The organism is Arcobacter thermotolerans, from assembly GCF_983172305.1.
The window spans coordinates 37,714-56,062 of record NZ_CFAFZJ010000005.1 but is presented as its reverse complement, the minus strand read 5'-3'; the positions used below and the strand labels follow the sequence as shown (position 1 = coordinate 56,062).

Below are 18,349 nucleotides of genomic sequence, written 5' to 3'. Positions count from 1 at the left end.
CTTATGCTGAAAGGTTCGCAATTGCTGCGCCCTCTGGTAATGTTACATAGAATTTTTTAAAGTCAACTCTTTTTCCAAGTTTTCCTCTAAATCTTTTAACTTTACCATCTTGTCTTAAAGAGTTAATTTTTGTTGGAACAACTCCAAAATACTCTTTGAAAACCTCTTTTAAACCTGTTTTAGTCATTCTAGGACTAGTTTGAACAACGATTACACCATTTTCTTGAAGCTCGATTGTTTTTTCTGTATATAAAATTGATTTAATATCTGTTATATCTGCCATCTTAAGCCTCTTTTGTTAATGCTTCTAGTACTGATTTTTCAATTAGTACAGAGTGATATACAGCAATTAAGTATGCATTTACTTCTTGCTTTTCAATCATATAACAGTTTTTAATATTTCTAAACGCTAAATAAGTTTTTTCATCAATTGTATCAACAACAATTAATGTATCTCTTTTGTTTAGTTTACTTAAAACTGCAACCGCATCTTTAGTTTTACCTGATTCTAATTTAATTGAATCAACTGCAAAAAGTGAACCATTTTGAGCTTGTGCATTTAAAGCATATTTAAGTGCAAGAGCTTTTTGTTTTTTATTTACTTTTTGCTCGTAGTTTCTTTTTGTAGGACCAAAAATAACTCCACCGCCAACAAATAAAGGTGATCTTTTAGATCCCCATCTTGCAGCTCCACTACCTTTTTGTGCTTTAGGTTTTTTACCACCACCACTTACTTGTGCTCTAGTTTTCGCAGCTGCTGTATTTGATCTTAAAGATGATAAATACGATTTTACATATAAGTATAAATTGTGTTTATTAATCTCTTCATAATTAGCAGGTAAAACTAATTCACCACTATTTTCAAATTTTGTATTTAATACTATTGCTTTACTCATTTAGCAACCTTTACTTTTCCTAATGAACCATTTGGACCAGATACTGAACCTTTAAGAACTAAAACTCCAGATTCTGCATCAAATGATAAAACTTCATTTTTTACAGATACATTTGTATTTCCGTATTGTCCTGGCATTTTTTTACCTGGTTGAACTCTTCCTGGGAACTCACAGTTACCAATTGAACCTGTTCTCTTACCCATTCTATGTCCGTGAGAACTTCTTCCACCAGCAAAATTCCATCTTTTTACAACCCCTGAGAAACCTCTACCTTTTGTTCTAAAAGTTGTTTTAACGATTTTTGCTTCACCTAAACCAGTAACATCTAAATCTCCAGCTTCACTATTTGCTACAGTAATTGTTGCAAATCTGTTAAACTCTTTAGATAGGTTATATTTTTTTTGTTGTCCCTCAATAGCTTTGTTAAATTTTTTACCACTGCTATAAGAAACTAGTGCTACACCATCAGTTACTTGACATACTTTTGTATCAATAACTTTTAAAAGTGTAACCGCTGTACTAGGAACAGATACTGTTCTACTCATACCGATTTTTTGAACTATAAATTCCATCTTGTATTACCCTTTCTACTTATTCTTGACCCATTGATCTTACTTCAACATCAACCTCAGGAGCTAAGTCTAGTTTCATTAAAGAATCAACTGTATCAGCTGTTGCTGAAATAATGTCAATAATTCTTGAATGAACTCTAATCTCAAATTGCTCTCTTGAATCTTTGTTTACGTGAGGACCTTTGATAACTGTATATCTTCTGATTTTTGTAGGAAGAGGGATTGGACCTCTTAAATCAGCACCAGTTCTTTTAACAGCTTCAACTATTGAAGCAACACTTCTGTCTAAAACTCTATGATCATAAGCTTTAAGCTTTAATCTGATTTTTTCCATATATTTTTTCCTTTAAAGAACTCGTTAGACACCAAAAAATGGCTCTAACCACATTAAGTGGACGCGGATTATAACTTAAGTTACGTTAAATGTCAATAATTATGGGGCTTTTGAAAATAAATTATCAAATTTATTTCCTTTAATAAAGGAATAAAAGTAGATTTTTGACGCAAAATAAGTTACTATTAAGAATTGAAATAAAAAGAAACTTATTCTACATTATTTTTACTATAATATCTACAATAAGTTTTATAGCTAAAATTGTAAGTAGTGTTTTTAGAATAATTGTAAATTTTTTACCATCTATTAAACTTCTCGCTTTTGTTCCAACAAAACTTCCTGCAACAGCTCCAAAAATCATAGCAATAATAATCCAAATAAAGTCAAAGAATACAAAACCAAAATAGATAAAAACAACAACTTTTAGAAAATGAGTTATACTCATCAAAGCAGCTCCAGTTGCTACAACTTTATCTTTATCTTGATAATCTTTAAATAATAGTGTCATAGTAAGTGGTCCAGTAGCACCAACAACCATAGAAAGTCCAGTTTGAAAAAATCCAGCTAAATAGTAATTTTCATATCTTTTAATCTTTTCATTAAATTTTTCACTCCAAAGCGAAAGTAAAATATAGACTCCAATAAATAAAGGAACATATTCAAGAGAGATAAAACTCAAAATTCCAGCAAATAACCCTATTCCTAAAACTGAACCTATTAAAAACTTTGGTATTACTTCATATTGAATATCTTTGTATCCAAAAAAAGCACGGCTTATATTACTACTTACTTGAGTAAGTCCATGAACTGGAATAAGTGCATTTAAAGGCAAAAATGATGGTAAAATTGCTATTAACATCATTCCACCTCCTATTCCAACAACAGCTGCAATAACTGAAGTTAAAAAAGTAATAACTCCTAAAATAATCTCTGTTGAAGTTAAAATAGAAATAAATTCTGACATATATTTTTCCCAATTAAAAAGATTTTGTAAAATATCAAATAAACCCTTTATTATTGAAATATAGTTATACTTTAAATTAAAAAAAGGAGAAAATATGAAATTACTTCTTATTATTACTATATTTTTATCAAATTTATTATTTGCAGATTCAAATTATAATAAAAGTTATAGTGGCAAAATAGATATGCACGGTGGAAAGAGCGAAAATCTTTTAAATGATAAAAACAGTTTATCAAATAAAGATTTTAAAAATATTGGTATAAATAAACCAACAACACCAACTCAGCCAAAAGAGCCATCAAGCTTAATAAAAGATGAAAAAAAAGATATAAAGGAAATTAGAAAATAATGACAAAAAGATATAAATTTATCTCTTGGAATGTAAATGGTATCAGAGCAGTTGATAAAAAAGAGGCTTTAAAATGGGTAGACGATTACAATATTGATATTTTAGGAGTTCAAGAGACAAAATCACAAAAAGATCAAATACCAAATACAATATTTAATAAAGAGTTTTCTTTTAAAACTGCTAGTCAATCAAAAATAAAAGGAAGAAGCGGAACAGCCCTATTTTCAGATATTAACACTACTTTTGATTGCACTTGTCCTAGTGTAGATATTTTAGATGAAGGACGAATAAATGAAGTTCATTTTAATTTAGGAGAGAAAGATATAGCATTTTTTAATGTATATTTCCCAAATGGGCAAAGCTCTCAAGAGAGACTTGAATATAAAATGGAGTTTTACGATAGATTTTTAGATCATTGTGAAAATTTAAAAAGAGATGGAAAATCAATAATTGTTTGTGGTGATGTTAATACAGCTCATACCGAAATTGACATTGCACGTCCAAAAGCAAATGAAAATACAAGTGGTTTTTTAAAGATGGAAAGAGATTGGATAACAAAGTTCTTAAATCATGGATATATTGATACTTTTAGACTCATAAATGGTGATTTAAAAGATAAGTACTCTTGGTGGAGTTATAGAGCAAATGCTAGAGAGAATAATGTTGGATGGAGAATTGACTATTTTTATGTAAGTGAAGATTTAAAAGATTTTGTAAAAGATGCTTATATTTTAGATGATATTTTTGGAAGTGACCATTGTCCTATTGGACTTGAAATAGAAATTTAGAAATTTGTTTACAAATATTAAGGTCTAAAAACCTTTATATTTGTATATTTTCCTTCATCTTTTAAATATTGTCCATGAAGTTGGCTTAAAACACCTTTATCACAATATAGAAGATAAGTTTTTGAACTATCTAATTTCTTAAACTCTTTTTTTAAATCATAAAATGGTATTTTTAAAACTTCACCAGAAGCTTTTAAAATATCACTACTTTGTCTTATATCAACTACTATTTCATTTTCACCAACACTATTTACAACTTCTAAAGTTCCAACTTCACAAACATCATCTAATACCTCATCAATATTTTTAATTTTTGCATTTTTAATAGCTTCTTCTAAGATAGTATAATCAAAATTCTTTGCCTCTTTTTCAACTCTATCGAAACTGCCTGCTGTTACAGGATGTTGAGAAATCACTCCACAATACTCAGGCATTGCTTCTGCAAATTTCTTTGTACCTATTTTTGTTGCAATCTCAATAATATCTGGTTTACTCATCATAGCCAATGGTCTTAAAATCAAAATATCGCTTGCACTATCTATTAAACTTAAGTTTCTTAAAGTCTGGCTTGAAACTTGAGCAACACTTTCACCTGTCATTAAAGCATCAATCTTCATATCTTTTGCAACTTTTTGAGCCGCAATTATCATAAGTCTTTTTAACATAACTCCCATATAAGATGGGCTAATATCTTTAAAAATTTGTCCTACAACATCTTCAAAAGGAATAGTAATAAATGAAACTCTATGTGATGAAGCAAATTTATTCCATAAATACCAAGATACTTGCTTAACCCCTATTTCATGAGCAATTCCACCCAAATTAAAAAAGATAAAATGTGTTTTAAGACCTCTTTTAATAGATAAATATGAAGCAACAGTTGAATCAAATCCACCTGACATCAAAGATAAAATCTCACCTTGACTTCCTAAAGGAAATCCTCCTAATCCTTGATATTTTTGTGTAATAATATTTAATTTATTATGTTCCAACTCAAGTTTTATAGTAACTTCAGCATTTCTAAGATCAACACCTTTTGTCTTATTGTGTGCTAGCATATAACCACCAACAGTTTGCTCAATATCAATAGATTTAAAATCTTGTGTTCCAACTCTTTTGGCTCGTATTACAAATGTCTTATCAATTATCTCTTTTGACATATATTTGTTTACTTCAACTTTTATCTTATCTAAACTATCCATTTCATTTATTTGTATAGCTTCTAAAACCTGATCAATTCCTGGTGTTTGTAATAGTTTTTCTTTTAAAACTGAAGAGAATTCTAATGGAGTAATAAGTTCTATCTTATCAAAAAACTTTTTTAAAACTATTTCATTTGAAATATCTTTTGAAATTTTTTGTAAATTCATTAAAAGTTGACTTAACATCTGTCTTTTTGCTCTATCACCTTTTATCATAATCTCTGTAAAATATTTAACTATAAATTTTTGTGTTTTTATCTTATTTTCTATCATTAATTGCTTACCTATATTTTTTTAAGTCGGGATTATACCATTTTTTGAGATAATACAGCTTTTACAATATTTAAAAGGCGAAATATGGCTTTAGAAACTTTAGAAGATTTAGCAAAAGAGCTAAAAAATGAAGATAATAAAAATGTATATAAAATCTTTGATGATTTTGTTGCAAAATCAAATTTTAGTGCTGAGGAGCTAGAACAAAAACTAGCAAAAGAGTATGACTGTTTTAAATGTGATAGTTGTGAAAAATTTTACTGCTATGATGAGTATTCATTTTTTGATGAAGAGTGTATTTACTGTTTTGATAGCGAATCTGACGAGGAAGATGAGTTTTAGTCGTTAAACTCAGCTTCCAGCTCATCTTTAATAATTAAGGCATCTATTTGTCTTGATTTTATCTTTAATGATTTTGACTCTCCAAAACACTTAATCAAAATTTCATTATCTTTTTTTTCTAGTGTAATCTCACCAGCTCCTTGAATCACAAAATCTGTAAAAATTCTATTTGCAACCCTTTTAAAACTAAATTTCTTTGGAAAAATAATAAACTTAGAAGATGTAATAATATACCTAGAATTTATAACAAAAGATTCTAAAAGCTTTTCTCTTAAAGCCTCTGTTGTTTTTCCTTGTATCAAATCACATTTTAAATCTTCATGTAATAGACAAATCCTATCGTCATTTACTTTAAAAAAACCAAACTCATTTGGCTTAACTTTCTCTTTATAAAACTTTTTGAAAACTTCAATATGATCAAATGAGTTTGAAAAAACTATTAAACTCTTATTTGTCCTTGCAAATTTAGCAAAACTACAAACCATTTTTTCTTATCCTTATAAAAATATAAAACACAAACTTGATATTATTGTAGGAACTAATGCTCCTAAAAATAAAAATCTTGGATCAATAGAGTTATCTTGGAAGTGACTTTTAAGTATTGCAGCACCTGCTGGGTTTGGTGCATTTGCAATAATTGTCAATCCCCCACCTGTAACAGCTCCAGCTACTAAATAGTACTTAAACTCATCACTTAATCCTTCAACTAAAGAACCTAAATACGTAATCGCAGCATTATCAGTAAATGCTCCTAGTGTTATAGCTCCTAAAAATGCTTCTGGGTTACTTAAATTTGAGATAATATCTTTTAGCCACCACTCTTGCTGACCACCTAATATTACCAAACCACCCAAGAAGAATGCAACCAAAAGACCTTCTCTTAGCATTAATCTATCTTGATACTGTTGATAAGCATATGTAACTCCCAAAAATAGCAAAAATATACTCATAAAAAATGCTGGATAATGTCCAAAATATACCACTAAAAAAAGAAATATAAAATGAACTAGAATTATAGCAAAAGGTATCTTTTCTCTATCACTAACTGTTGTTCTTATGTTTATATTTGAAAGCTCTTTATAAAATAAAACTATAATTAAAATTGTATTAATAAAAGTAATAATAATTGCCTTCCAACCAAATGTTGTAAACATAAAAATTGTATCCCACTCCCAAGTTTTTGCAACCATTAAAATAGGAGGGGCTGCAAAATTTGTCAAAGTTCCTCCAACAGAAATATTTATAAATAAAGTTCCCAAAGTTATGTATTTTAACTTATTTGAAATACCCTGTGAAAATAGTTTATCACTTAAAATAAGAGCTGCCAAAGTCATAGCCGCTGGTTCAGTGATTAGTGAGCCTAAAAGTGGAACTAAACACATTACAACAAAATAGAAAGAAGTAGCTCCTTTAAGTGGCAAAATATTTGATACTCTTTTTACCAAAGATAATACCGTATTTAAAATAGGTCTAGTAGCTGCAATAACCATGATTACGAATACAAACATTGTTTCTACATAATTTCTATTATTTACATAGTTCATTGTCTCTTCTTTTCCTAAAAATATAAACATAAATAAAACTAAAATCATAGCCCAAATACCAAATACAACCTCAATCTCTCCAAGAAGATGAAAAAGTCCAGAATGTTTTTCACTTCTGTGTGCTAAATGTTCAAAATATTTAACTGAAAAAATATGAATAATTGCTAATGTAAAGATAGTAACAGCGATAATTTGCAGTGTTGATGGTGACATATTTTAATCCTTAACGCAAATTTTGTTCGATTTTACAAAAAAAATATTAATAGTAATTAAACAAAATATATTTTTTTATCTTTTTCTAAAATTTAAACTTTTTAATAAATCACCTTTAGTTATAAACTCATTTTCATTTATATCAGCAATTGTTCTTGCCACTTTTAATATTTTGTTTATACTTCTAAATGATAAAGAGTAATTTACTCTAGCTTTTTCAAGTATATCTGAAGTTTCACTATTCAACACACAATATTTTTTTATATCTTTATCATTTAGTTTTCCATTTAACTCTTTTTGTCCTCTGTTTTTTTGTCTTATAAAAGCTTTTATTACACTTTCGTGAAGCTCTTTTGAACTTACGATATTTTTATTATCACTAAAACTATCATTCATAACAACATATAAATCAATCCTATCCAAAAATGGCTCACTTAAACGGTTCTTATATCTTTGTACTTCAAAATCACTACATCTACACTCTTTCACACTTGAAAGTTTATTTCCACAAGGACAGGGATTCATAGCACTTACAAATATAAATTTTGTCTCATAAAGTATCTTACTATTTACTCTTGAAATTAATATCTTATTATCTTCAAGTGGTTCTCTTAAAGCTTCTAAAATATTGCTTGGAAAATGTGGTAACTCATCAAAAAATAGAACACCGTGGTTGCTTAAAGCAACTTCTCCCATTTTAGCATTTGAGCTTCCTCTGTAATTCTCAATAATAGTTAAGAATAAATATACAAAAACCTAGACAAAAAATAAAAAAATATTAATAAAAGTTAAGATTATATCAATAAATATTGCGAATAAGTTTTTTTAATTAGTGGTAGTTGCAAATAAATTTAATAAAAGGAAAAATATGAAAGATTTAAATGAAATGACAAATGAAGAGCTAGTTAATGTAATGTTTTACTATTCAAATAATGAATCTAACTCAGAAGAAGCTAAAAGAAGAATAGAATTAGCAAAAACTGATTTAACATATAAAAAATATCCTACAACAAATATTTTGACAGGTGAATTTCAAGGTTATCCATTTGAAGGTTGGACTAAAGAAGAAATAGAAGATTATATTGAAAATTATGACAAAATTATAAAAGAAATTTTTAAGTAATTCAATATAAATGTCATTAAGTATTATTTTAAGAATTTATTATTTAATTAGTAAGCAACAATATTGTAAAATCATTAGTAATATTATCATTAAGGTTTAAAATGCCTGTGAGAAAAATACCTAAGAATTATAGAAGCGTTACTGGTACTTTCCCAAGTTATAAGAATAAACGTAATATTTTTTATGAATCTCTTCTTGAAAGAGATTTTTATTTATTGCTAGAATTTAATGATGATGTAGTTTCTTATGAAGAACAACCTTTTAGAATTTATTATCAAAGATCAAAATCTACTTATAGATATACTCCAGATGTTTTAGTTCACTATAATTCAGACTTAAATCAATTACCTTGTGTATTTGAGATTAAGATGAGTGATGAGATTAAAGAAAAAAAAGTATTTTTTGAAGAAAAATTTAATCAAATTGAAAAATATATAAATATAAATGACTTAAATTTTAAAATTTTCACAGAACTTGATATAGATAAAATTTATTTAGAAAATGCAATGTTTCTTTATAGATATAAAGACTTAAATAATCAAACTATTTCAAAAAATATTTTAGAAAAAATGAAACTTTTTCAAGAAATATCAGTAAATGATTTATTACAACATTTTTCATCAAATAAATTTGAACAAATGGAAATACTACCATATATTTGGCAACTAATTTTTTTAAATAAAATTGTTATAGATATGTATATTAAGATAACAAATAGTTCTGTTATAAAGGCTAAATAGATGGAAAAAATAAATTTAAATATTGGTTCAAAAATTTTTGTGAATAATCAAGAATATGAAATAAAAAAACAAATAGATTTAAAAACTATTTTAGGTTTAAATTTATTGACAAGTAAATTAGAAAATATCTCAATAAATCATATTAGAAATGAACAAAAATCATCTAAAGTAATAATGAATGAAGATATACCAGAAGAACATTGGATTGAAGCAAAAAATAGACTAGAAATCATCACACCACTTCTTGAGAAAAAAACTACAAAAAATGAAATAGAAGATATTGCAAATAAAAATAATTTACATATTAGTACAATTTACAGATGGATTGTTCAATATAAAGAAAACCCTCTTTTAAGTTCACTTTTACCAAAACATTTATCAAAAGGTGGAAAAGGAATTCTACGAACAAATGAAGAAACCGAACTTATTATTCAAAAATCTATTAATGACTTATATTTATCTCAACAAAAGTTTTCAGCTAGAAAAGTCTATTTTGATATAGTAAGACGATGTAAAAATGCAAGAATTACGCCTCCTAGTGAAAATACTGTTAGAAGTAGAATAGCTCAAATTGAAGAAAAGAAAAAAATAAAATATAGAGAAAGTGCAATGCTTGCTGATAGAAAATATAGAAACACAGATGGTATGTTTCCAGAAGGTAAGTATCCACTTGATTTTATTCAAATTGACCATACCCCAATGGATATTGATATAGTTGATGAAATATATAGAAGGTCTATTGGAAGACCTTATTTAACTTTAGCAATTGATGTCTATAGTAGAATGATTACAGGCTTTTACATAAGTTTAGATGAACCCAGCTATTTCTCAGTGAGCCAATGTATAAGCCAATCAATACTTACAAAGGAGAAATATTTAAGAGAAATAGGAATTGAGGGGAAATGGTATATTTATGGAGTTCCAAGAGCTTTAGGAATAGATAATGCTCAAGAATTTCGTTCGAAAGATTTACAAAGAGTTTGTGAAGAATATGGAATAACTATCTCATGGAGACCTGTTGCAAGACCCCAATTTGGCGGGCATATAGAGAGAATGATCGGTACAGCAATGAATGAAATACATACTCTTCCAGGTTCTTTATTTTCATCTATACAAAAAAGAGGAGAATATAATTCTGAAAAAAAATCAATTTTTACGCTAAAGGAATTAGAAAAGTGGTTTGCAAATTATATAATCAATCAATATCACAAACATATTCATTCAGCAATAAGAATGACTCCTGAAAAAAAATATGAATTAGGAATATTTGGAGATGATGATAATCCAGGTAGAGGTTTACCTGAGAAAATTTCTAATGAAGATTATTTTAAAATATCTCTACTTCCTACAATAGAAAGAACAATACAACAGTTTGGTGTAAAAATTGATAATATTGTTTACTATTCTGATATTTTAAGACGTTGGATTAAAGCAAAAGATAAAGACAATAAAGCTAAAAAATTTTTGTTTAAAAGAGACCCTAGAGATATAAGTGTTATTTGGTTTTATGACCCTACAATTAAGAATTATTTTGAAGTTCATTACAGAAATATTTCTTATCCACCTATTTCCATTTGGGATTTAAGAAATATCAGAAAATATTTAGATGATAAACATCAAAAAGACTATGATGAAACTGTATTATTTAAAACTTACTATAAATTACAAGAAATTCAAAAAGAAGCTGCTAAAAAGACAAAAACTGTAAGAAGAGAACAAGCAGCAAAAGAAATTAGAAAAAATAGAAAAGAATTTGATGATATAAAAATAAAATCAACAAAAAATATTTCAATAGAAAGCAATACAAATAATGAGACTTCTACTTTTAATGATTTATTTAAAGATATTAAACCTTTTGATGAGATTGAAATATGAAAAATAATGAACATTTAGATAATTTACTTCCAATTGTTAGAGAAAAATTAAATTTATCAAATGAAGATAGAAAAGAATTCATTCTAGAAGAAAAATGGATAACTTATCCTAATGCAAAAGAAATTTTAGAAAAATTAGAATTTTTGTATAGTCATCCCAAAAAAAGTAGAATGCCATGCATGTTAATAGTAGGTGCAACAAACAATGGGAAAACATCAATTATTAATAAATTTCTAAAAAACCATCCTCCTTATGAAAATGAAGAGGCAACAATAACTCCTATTTTATGTGTTGTTGCACCTGAAACTGGTTCGATAAGTGATTTTTTTAGCAAAATATTACAAAACCTTTGTGTTCCTTATAGAAATGGTGATAAAATAAATAAGAAAAGAGAACTAATTGATCATTATTTTAAAATATGTGATATAAAAATTCTAATAGTCGATGAAATTCATAATATACTTGTTGGTGCTATTTCAAAACAAAAAGCCTTTATGAATTCTTTAAAAAATTTGAGTACTGAACTTCAAATACCAATAATAATAGTTGGTATTCCAGATGCTTTACACGCTACAAATACAGATGAACAAATAAATAATAGGTTTAAACCAATTGCTCTTAAAAAATGGCAATTTGATAGAAATTATTTATCTTTGTTAGCAAGTTTAGAAAAAACATTACCATTTAAAAATGCTTCTAATATTTATTCAAATAAAGAATTAGCTGAATATATTTTTGATACAAGCGAAGGTTATATAGGTGAAATTATTGAATTAATTACTCAAGCTTCCTTATATTCAATTGACAATCACATTGAAAAAATTGATATAAAATCTTTAAAAAACTGTGGTTTTACGAAACCATCTCTTAGAAAACATATAAATAGTATTTTAGATTTATGATTTATAATGTTACAAGATATATTGATTTAAACAATGAAAAATTTCGTATAAAACCAAAACCTCAAGAAGATGAACTATTAAGTTCTTGGTTAGTTCGAGTTGCACGAGCTCATTTAACACTTACAACATCGTTTACAAATATGCATTTTAAAGAATATAAAAATAATATTATTTGGCAAAGAGACTTAGATATTTGGTGTCCAGATAAATTAATTGATAGAATTTCATTTAAAAGTGGCTATTCTCAAGAAATAATTTTCAATATGACGCTTAGAAGTTTAGAAGGAATAATTACTGATAAAATTACGGGGAAATCAAATACTCCAAATATAAGAGCTTTAGGGAATTATTGTCATATAAAAAAGAATGGTGGATTAATGTTTTGTCCAGAGTGTTTAAATGAAGATAAAATACCTTATTTTAGAAAGATATGGAGATTAAAAGAACACATTATTTGCGAAAAACATAATATTAAACTATTAAGTAGATGCTCGAATTGTTCAGCCCCTTTAACTATTTCAAAATCTTTTAAAGAGAAAGATTTTATATTTTGTTATAAATGCGGAAATAAACTATAATTATTTAATTGTAGGTCCATAAATATTGTATAAAAAATTTTAATAAATTCTTCCCTTACCACTATTATAAGATAATACCTAAACCAATTTTAGGAGAAAATATGAAAATAGACAAGTTACTACAAGATTTTTTATTTCATTGTAAATTTGAGAAAAATCTAAATCCAAAAACAATTGCTGCTTATACAATGGATATAGAGCAATTTAAAACATTTAAAGATATTCAATCTATGTGTATTAATGAAGTTGATAAAGATATATTGAAAGAATATATTCAGCATTTATATACTTTAGAATTAAAACCAAAATCAATTAAAAGAAAACTAGCAACATTAAAAGCTTTTTTTACACACCTAGAATTTGATGAAATTATCACTATAAGTCCATTTAGAAAAATGAGAGTTTCAATAAAAGAACAAAAATTACTACCAAAAACAATTGAAATTCAAAATATTAGAAAACTTTTTAAATATATTTATAAAATTAAATCCGATTCTAATAACATAGAACAATACTCATATAAAGCACTTACTAGAGATATTGCTATTTTAGAATTATTATTTGCAACAGGACTTAGAGTATCGGAGGTCAGTAATATTAAATATAATGATTTTAATTTAAGTACTGGAAATATCAAAGTTTTAGGGAAAGGTGGGAAAGAAAGAAATATACAAATTTGTGATCAAGAAGTAAAAACAGCTTTAAAAGAATATTTATCAATATTTAAAGATGAGATACTTAAAAAAGAGTGGTTTTTTATTAATAGATTAGGTAATAAATTTACAGAACATTCTATTGCAAATATGATAAAAAAATATCAAACAAAGGCAAATATACAACAACATTTAACTCCACATATGTTTCGTCACAGTTTTGCAACTATGCTTCTTGAAGAAGGAGTTGATATTAGATATATACAAGGGATGCTGGGACATTCATCTATCTCAACAACTCAAATTTATACTCAAATAAATATGAAGCAACAAAGAAAACTTCTATCAACAAAACATCCGAGAAGAAACTTCCAATTCCTCTCTTAACAGAAAATATCCTATTAAAATGAATACATAATAATAGGATATTATAGTTTATGAAAAAACCTTATTACTCTAAATGGATTGATTACTCTTTTGGTCCAGTGATAGCTATCATAGTATTTTTATTTATGTATTGGCTAGATCCTTTTCAATATGGGCCAAAACAAGTTGCAACAGCTATACCTGCTTTTTTATTTTCTATTATTATTTTATTTATAGAGCATGGAAGAATTGTTAGTAAAGAGGCCAGAAAATCTTCTGATCTTTCTGACAGAGTTTATGATGCAGTAAAAAATTATTTACATGTAATAAGAATAGGTTCACCTGTAAAAGCTATGGAATATATTAACACTAGAATTTCTACACTTGTTGAAATAAAAAATACTTCATTTAATACGACTCAAGAAATCGAACGATCAAATGAAAAATTTTATTCAATGGAAGAATATAATAAATTTCAAAAAGAAATAGCTAGATATATGGCTAAACCTTTATTATGTAAGGAAATTGGAGATAAGCATGCATTACAAAGATTTAGGAATACTTTTAATTTAACTAAAAAAAGTGATAAATATAAATATCGATTAATTTCTCATTCAGAACCACAAATGAATTTTATAATTTTAGAATATAAAGATGGTAAAAAAGAAGTATTGTTCAATTGGGATTTTAGAGGATTAGGGCAAGACCCTATAGTACTATTATCACGAGACGATAAAATAGTAGAAATGTTTTATATTCATTTTAATAATTTATGGGAAAGTGCTTCTCCTGACTACGATACAACTAGCGAGAAAGAATAGAAATTAAATCAACTTCATAAAAATATGATGAGTTACTTTCAACCAAATGCTTATTATACCAATGTTGTAACTCTTTTGACATATTCTCATTTAGATAATTTATAGTCCATTTAATAGTATTACTATAATATTTATAAAAATCTTGAGGATATGGAGAATTTCTTTGAAACAGCTCAAAATTTATTTCTTTATGCTCAAAAGTTGAATTTTCAATCACATCAAAAACCCTATCTAAATCATAATGTTTAAAAGATTGACTATAATTTACAGAATTGAAAAGTACATTTTCAATATTTATTCTTAATTCATGAGTCATAGGACCAAATCTAATTGCCGCACCATCATATTGTCTTATAACTAATTTGCCATTTTGAGATAATTTATCTTTTATCCCATCTATAAAACATGAAGGTGATTTTATATATGAAAAAACATTAAATGCCAAGTATAAATCAGCTTCTGGTAAATCTTGAATATTCATAAAATCACTTTCAATATAAGTGACTTTTTTATTCCATCTAATAGATTTTTTTTTGGCTTCTTCAAGTGCAAGTTTATCTGAATCAATACCAATAAATTCACAATCAAAATCAATTGTATTATTTATTAACTCTAACCATAAGCCTGTACCACAACCAAGATCAACAATTCTTTTTGGTTTAAAATTAGAGAAAAGATTTTTAATAAAATTAGTTCTTTCTGGTAATTTTGCAATATGGTGTTCATATAACCAATCCGATGAACTCAATGGTCGTCCTGATAAATTATTCCATTTCTTTTGCAATATAATATCCTATTATCCGTTATTAATTAATTTTTTGGATTATGCCCAAATTTACATTAAACTTGAAATTCCTTTCCAATACATGATAATAAAGAATTATCTTAATTAAATTTACTTAAAAATTATTGTATATTGCTTAGTAGTTCTAATTTATTTAAAGTATTTTCTTTAATATCTTTTATATAATTTTCCATATATTCCCAATCAATTTGTTTGTCGTCATTGACTGGTAATAATATAGAAAAATCCGTTTTTATATGTCTATTTAGTTCATCTATAAAAGCTTTGTAATATGTTCTTGATTCTTTAAAAATCATGATACTAATAAATAGTTTAGTGTTATAGCTAATTTCATTATTTGGAATTAATACATTTACATTTTGACTTGTGTAAAAATCTTTTGGTTGAATAAAGCAAGAACCTAAATATTCACCACCCAAAGCAAGGGTTAAATATCCTTTTTTATAAGGTTCTAAACCAATAATTTCATTAACTACCGCAGTTATCCCATTATTTTGATTTGCCCTTCCAACAAAGTTTACTGTAGGATTATTCGTTGCCATTTTAGATTTATCTAATTTATTACCACTATCTATAGTAAACAATTGTTCATCATATAAATTAAATCTTTTCCAGTTTTTTAAATCTAATTCTTTATAACTATCTAATTTTAATGATTGAAGCTGATTTAAATACTTGCTAACTGTAGGTTCTAAATTTTTTATATATGTTTCCATAAAATTCCAATCAATTCCATTCTTATTTATAGGTAAATAGATAGACTCTTCTTTCAATATTGTGCCAGATATCATTGAATTAAAATCATATTTTGATAATGTTTTTTTAAGAATAGCACATATAAATAATGCGTTTTGTTCATTAAGATTCTCATTATATAGTATTTTAATGGCAGAGCCAGCACCACCACGTCCTACAAAATCTTTTTCTTGGTAGAAAGAAAAACCACCTATAGCCGAAACAGTGATACAGTTTCCTTGATCAAGTACTTCATCTGTTTTAACGTATTTTTCTATTCCATTATTAAATGCTCCTGATGCAACAAAAGGGACGGAACCTTCCTCTATGTATTCTTTTGATTTTCGAACTCCTGGTTGTATAAGTTTAAAAATACCTTTTTTCCCACAAATAAAAAAGCTTTTCCAAGTAGAAGTATCAATGTTATTCATCTTCTGCATCTTTTATTTTTATTACAATATTATTATCTTCTTTTAAAATTTCACTGTTATATAATGTTTTATTTATCAATTTATCAGAAAATTCTTTTACATCAATTTTATTTTTAAACATTAAGTAATTCATCATAGTTTTTACAAAATCTTCTTCGTATAAAACAAATTCAGCTTTAGGTTTTTGATAAGATAAAAATTTTTTTGGATCTATCCACTGTGATGTTCCATATTTAGTGTCATTTCTTTTTCGTATAGAGTCAACCCAATAATTTTCTAATTCCATCCATTTATCTTTTATATCTTGCCTACCTTGATTTTTAACTCTTTCTAAACCATCATCTTCTATATAACAACCATATATCTCTCCAACTTGTTTTTTACCTGTTTCAAATACATATATACTTGTGGTTACTCCTGCATCAAATAGTTTTTCAGGCAATTTAATAATTGCTTCAAGATGGTGTTTTTCTAATAGTTTACCCATCTTATCCTTTTCCATTTTTTTCTCAGGCATTATAAAAGCACATTTTATACCTGACGGGACACTGTTAAGAACATTTTCAACTATTTTTTTACAACCATATTTTCTTTCAAATGGTGGATTCATAAGAACTTTAGTTATACCTTTACTTTTTATCCATTCTGAAGCTTCTTTATCTCTACTATCTAATTGCTCTAAATTTGTTTTTCCATCTTTATGTATCATCATATTGGCACAGGCTAAAGCAAAAATTTCTCTATCAAATTCAATCCCAAATAAACTATGCTCTTTTATTTTTTTTGCTTCTTTTGTGTTTATTCCACCTACTTCTTTAATCATATTACTCATAGATTTAACTAAAAAAGCTCCACTACCGCAAGCAGCATCTAAAATTTTATCATTTGCATTTACTTCTAATATTTTATACATTAATGAAGTGATATGGTCAGGAGTAAATACTTGGCCACTTTCACTTTTTTTCTTATATCTATTAAATTCATTAAAGAATATACCCATAACATCTTCGCCGTTCCAGTTATCTGAATTTACAGAATCAGATATTTCAATAACACAATCAATAAAGTCATTAATAGCTTCTTTATTTTCAACTATATTCATTTTAATATCAATATAAACTTCCATTAAAATATCTAATTTCATATTTTGTTTTTTATTATCTTCTAATGACTTTTGAATAGTATCTCTTATAACATTTCTAAAAACTTCATACCCTCTATTCTTAATCCCATTTAAATCCGCTCCATACCTTTCTGAAACTAAAGCAGCTGCAGTAAATATCATTCTATGATATAAGTTTTTTATGCCAAATTTAAAGTGTAGATTTTCATTTATTTTTTTAGTTAAAGTATATATCCTATTTTTATCAATATAATTATCTTTATATAAATTCAAATAAAATATTTTGTTTTGTAGAATAGTTGATGTATCTATCTTAGTCTTATTTTTATATACTTTTGTTTCTATTCCATTATATAAAATTCCAATAGTTTTATTATATTTTGTAGAAATTATTTCAATATTTTTAAGTAGTTCATCAATATATTTCTTTTTATTTATATCTTCTTTTTCAGATTTAGCTTCCAAGATAATAGCTACATCATTAATATTACTAGGCAGATACCATCCATCAGGTTTATCAGATATACCTTTAAATCCTAGTTGATTAAATGTTGTGATTTGTCCTGTACCTTGTTTTATATCTTTTTCTACTTCATCAAAACCCAAAATTATTTTTGATGCATCTCTTACTTGATCTTCTGTTCTAAAACTCAACCTTTAAATCTCCACTTTAAGTATTATAATTCTTTATTATTAACTATTCATTGTATCGAAATAGTT

22 protein-coding genes are annotated in these 18,349 nt (G+C 26.5%); 10 read left to right on the top strand and 12 right to left on the bottom strand.

The annotated features are described in order from the left end of the window. Position 1: 1 nt before the first annotated feature. The 5 genes from AC5LG6_RS05555 to AC5LG6_RS05535 form a co-directional block, all read right to left on the bottom strand. The gene (locus AC5LG6_RS05555; protein ID WP_066154604.1) at positions 2–283 is read right to left on the bottom strand and encodes a 50S ribosomal protein L23; all 282 of its coding nucleotides are present in this window, start codon (positions 281–283) and stop codon (positions 2–4) included. A 1-nt stretch (position 284) separates the two neighbouring features. Further along, on the bottom strand, positions 285–896 hold the full coding sequence (gene rplD, locus AC5LG6_RS05550; protein WP_141050392.1) for a 50S ribosomal protein L4: 612 nt from the start codon (positions 894–896) through the stop codon (positions 285–287). Next, a complete protein-coding gene (gene rplC / locus AC5LG6_RS05545) occupies positions 893–1,468 on the bottom strand; it encodes a 50S ribosomal protein L3 (protein ID WP_066154598.1) in 576 nt (191 codons plus the stop codon). Before rplC ends, rplD begins: the two co-directional genes overlap by 4 nt. 19 nt (positions 1,469–1,487) lie before the next feature. Continuing rightward, positions 1,488–1,802, bottom strand: a complete 315-nt coding sequence (gene rpsJ, locus AC5LG6_RS05540; RefSeq protein WP_066154595.1) for a 30S ribosomal protein S10 — start codon at positions 1,800–1,802, stop codon at positions 1,488–1,490. A gap of 214 nt (positions 1,803–2,016) precedes the next feature. Beyond that, the gene (locus AC5LG6_RS05535) at positions 2,017–2,766 is read right to left on the bottom strand and encodes a sulfite exporter TauE/SafE family protein (RefSeq protein ID WP_498585915.1); all 750 of its coding nucleotides are present in this window, start codon (positions 2,764–2,766) and stop codon (positions 2,017–2,019) included. Positions 2,767–2,860: 94 nt separating this feature from the next. Here AC5LG6_RS05535 and AC5LG6_RS05530 point away from each other — a divergent pair, with 94 nt between their 5' ends. Further along, positions 2,861–3,115 carry a hypothetical protein gene (locus AC5LG6_RS05530; protein ID WP_434283473.1) on the top strand — a complete coding sequence of 85 codons (255 nt, stop codon included), beginning with the start codon at positions 2,861–2,863 and terminating at the stop codon, positions 3,113–3,115. Beyond that, a complete protein-coding gene (locus AC5LG6_RS05525; protein WP_498585914.1) occupies positions 3,115–3,903 on the top strand; it encodes an exodeoxyribonuclease III in 789 nt (262 codons plus the stop codon). The genes AC5LG6_RS05530 and AC5LG6_RS05525 overlap by 1 nt, the downstream gene beginning before the upstream one ends. 17 nt (positions 3,904–3,920) lie before the next feature. Here AC5LG6_RS05525 and thiI read toward each other — a convergent pair whose 3' ends face one another. Continuing rightward, positions 3,921–5,378 carry a tRNA uracil 4-sulfurtransferase ThiI gene (gene thiI, locus AC5LG6_RS05520; RefSeq protein WP_498585913.1) on the bottom strand — a complete coding sequence of 486 codons (1,458 nt, stop codon included), beginning with the start codon at positions 5,376–5,378 and terminating at the stop codon, positions 3,921–3,923. Between the two features lie 84 nt (positions 5,379–5,462). Here thiI and AC5LG6_RS05515 point away from each other — a divergent pair, with 84 nt between their 5' ends. Continuing rightward, the gene (locus AC5LG6_RS05515) at positions 5,463–5,720 is read left to right on the top strand and encodes a hypothetical protein (protein WP_066154578.1); all 258 of its coding nucleotides are present in this window, start codon (positions 5,463–5,465) and stop codon (positions 5,718–5,720) included. On the opposite strand, the gene AC5LG6_RS05510 is transcribed toward AC5LG6_RS05515, so the two are convergent. The 3 genes from AC5LG6_RS05510 to AC5LG6_RS05500 all read right to left on the bottom strand — a co-directional run bounded on the left by AC5LG6_RS05510 (position 5,717) and on the right by AC5LG6_RS05500 (position 8,206). Beyond that, complete coding sequence (locus tag AC5LG6_RS05510; protein WP_066167881.1) at positions 5,717–6,205, bottom strand: hypothetical protein; 489 nt, start codon at positions 6,203–6,205, stop codon at positions 5,717–5,719. The two genes, AC5LG6_RS05515 and AC5LG6_RS05510, sit on opposite strands and share 4 nt — an antisense overlap. A gap of 12 nt (positions 6,206–6,217) precedes the next feature. Beyond that, positions 6,218–7,477 (bottom strand): putative Na+/H+ antiporter, encoded by a 1,260-nt coding sequence (locus tag AC5LG6_RS05505; protein WP_066154571.1) that lies wholly within the window; start codon positions 7,475–7,477, stop codon positions 6,218–6,220. 75 nt (positions 7,478–7,552) lie between these two features. After that, complete coding sequence (locus AC5LG6_RS05500) at positions 7,553–8,206, bottom strand: ATP-binding protein (protein WP_498585961.1); 654 nt, start codon at positions 8,204–8,206, stop codon at positions 7,553–7,555. 139 nt (positions 8,207–8,345) lie between these two features. Between AC5LG6_RS05500 and AC5LG6_RS05495 the strand changes: the two genes are divergently transcribed. From AC5LG6_RS05495 to AC5LG6_RS05465, 7 genes are all read left to right on the top strand, one after another. Beyond that, entirely contained in the window at positions 8,346–8,600 is a 255-nt protein-coding gene (locus AC5LG6_RS05495) for a hypothetical protein (RefSeq protein WP_498585912.1), read from the top strand. Between the two features lie 107 nt (positions 8,601–8,707). Further along, positions 8,708–9,340, top strand: coding sequence for a TnsA endonuclease N-terminal domain-containing protein (locus tag AC5LG6_RS05490; protein WP_498585911.1), 633 nt, complete (start codon positions 8,708–8,710; stop codon positions 9,338–9,340). Continuing rightward, entirely contained in the window at positions 9,341–11,215 is a 1,875-nt protein-coding gene (locus tag AC5LG6_RS05485; protein ID WP_498585910.1) for a transposase, read from the top strand. Continuing rightward, positions 11,212–12,117: a TniB family NTP-binding protein gene (locus AC5LG6_RS05480; RefSeq protein ID WP_498585909.1), complete on the top strand. Its 906-nt coding sequence runs from the start codon at positions 11,212–11,214 to the stop codon at positions 12,115–12,117. The genes AC5LG6_RS05485 and AC5LG6_RS05480 overlap by 4 nt, the downstream gene beginning before the upstream one ends. Then, a complete protein-coding gene (locus tag AC5LG6_RS05475) occupies positions 12,114–12,695 on the top strand; it encodes a TniQ family protein (RefSeq protein ID WP_498585908.1) in 582 nt (193 codons plus the stop codon). Before AC5LG6_RS05480 ends, AC5LG6_RS05475 begins: the two co-directional genes overlap by 4 nt. A gap of 101 nt (positions 12,696–12,796) precedes the next feature. After that, positions 12,797–13,735, top strand: a complete 939-nt coding sequence (locus AC5LG6_RS05470; protein ID WP_498585907.1) for a tyrosine-type recombinase/integrase — start codon at positions 12,797–12,799, stop codon at positions 13,733–13,735. 50 nt (positions 13,736–13,785) lie between these two features. Further along, the gene (locus AC5LG6_RS05465) at positions 13,786–14,535 is read left to right on the top strand and encodes a hypothetical protein (RefSeq protein ID WP_260960312.1); all 750 of its coding nucleotides are present in this window, start codon (positions 13,786–13,788) and stop codon (positions 14,533–14,535) included. Here AC5LG6_RS05465 and AC5LG6_RS05460 read toward each other — a convergent pair. The 3 genes from AC5LG6_RS05460 to AC5LG6_RS05450 all read right to left on the bottom strand — a co-directional run bounded on the left by AC5LG6_RS05460 (position 14,519) and on the right by AC5LG6_RS05450 (position 18,283). Beyond that, the gene (locus AC5LG6_RS05460) at positions 14,519–15,319 is read right to left on the bottom strand and encodes a class I SAM-dependent methyltransferase (RefSeq protein ID WP_260960313.1); all 801 of its coding nucleotides are present in this window, start codon (positions 15,317–15,319) and stop codon (positions 14,519–14,521) included. The two genes, AC5LG6_RS05465 and AC5LG6_RS05460, sit on opposite strands and share 17 nt — an antisense overlap. Positions 15,320–15,441: 122 nt before the next feature. After that, positions 15,442–16,506, bottom strand: a complete 1,065-nt coding sequence (locus AC5LG6_RS05455) for a restriction endonuclease subunit S (protein WP_498585906.1) — start codon at positions 16,504–16,506, stop codon at positions 15,442–15,444. Beyond that, the gene (locus AC5LG6_RS05450; protein WP_498585905.1) at positions 16,499–18,283 is read right to left on the bottom strand and encodes an HsdM family class I SAM-dependent methyltransferase; all 1,785 of its coding nucleotides are present in this window, start codon (positions 18,281–18,283) and stop codon (positions 16,499–16,501) included. The genes AC5LG6_RS05455 and AC5LG6_RS05450 overlap by 8 nt, the downstream gene beginning before the upstream one ends. Positions 18,284–18,349 lie beyond the last annotated feature (66 nt).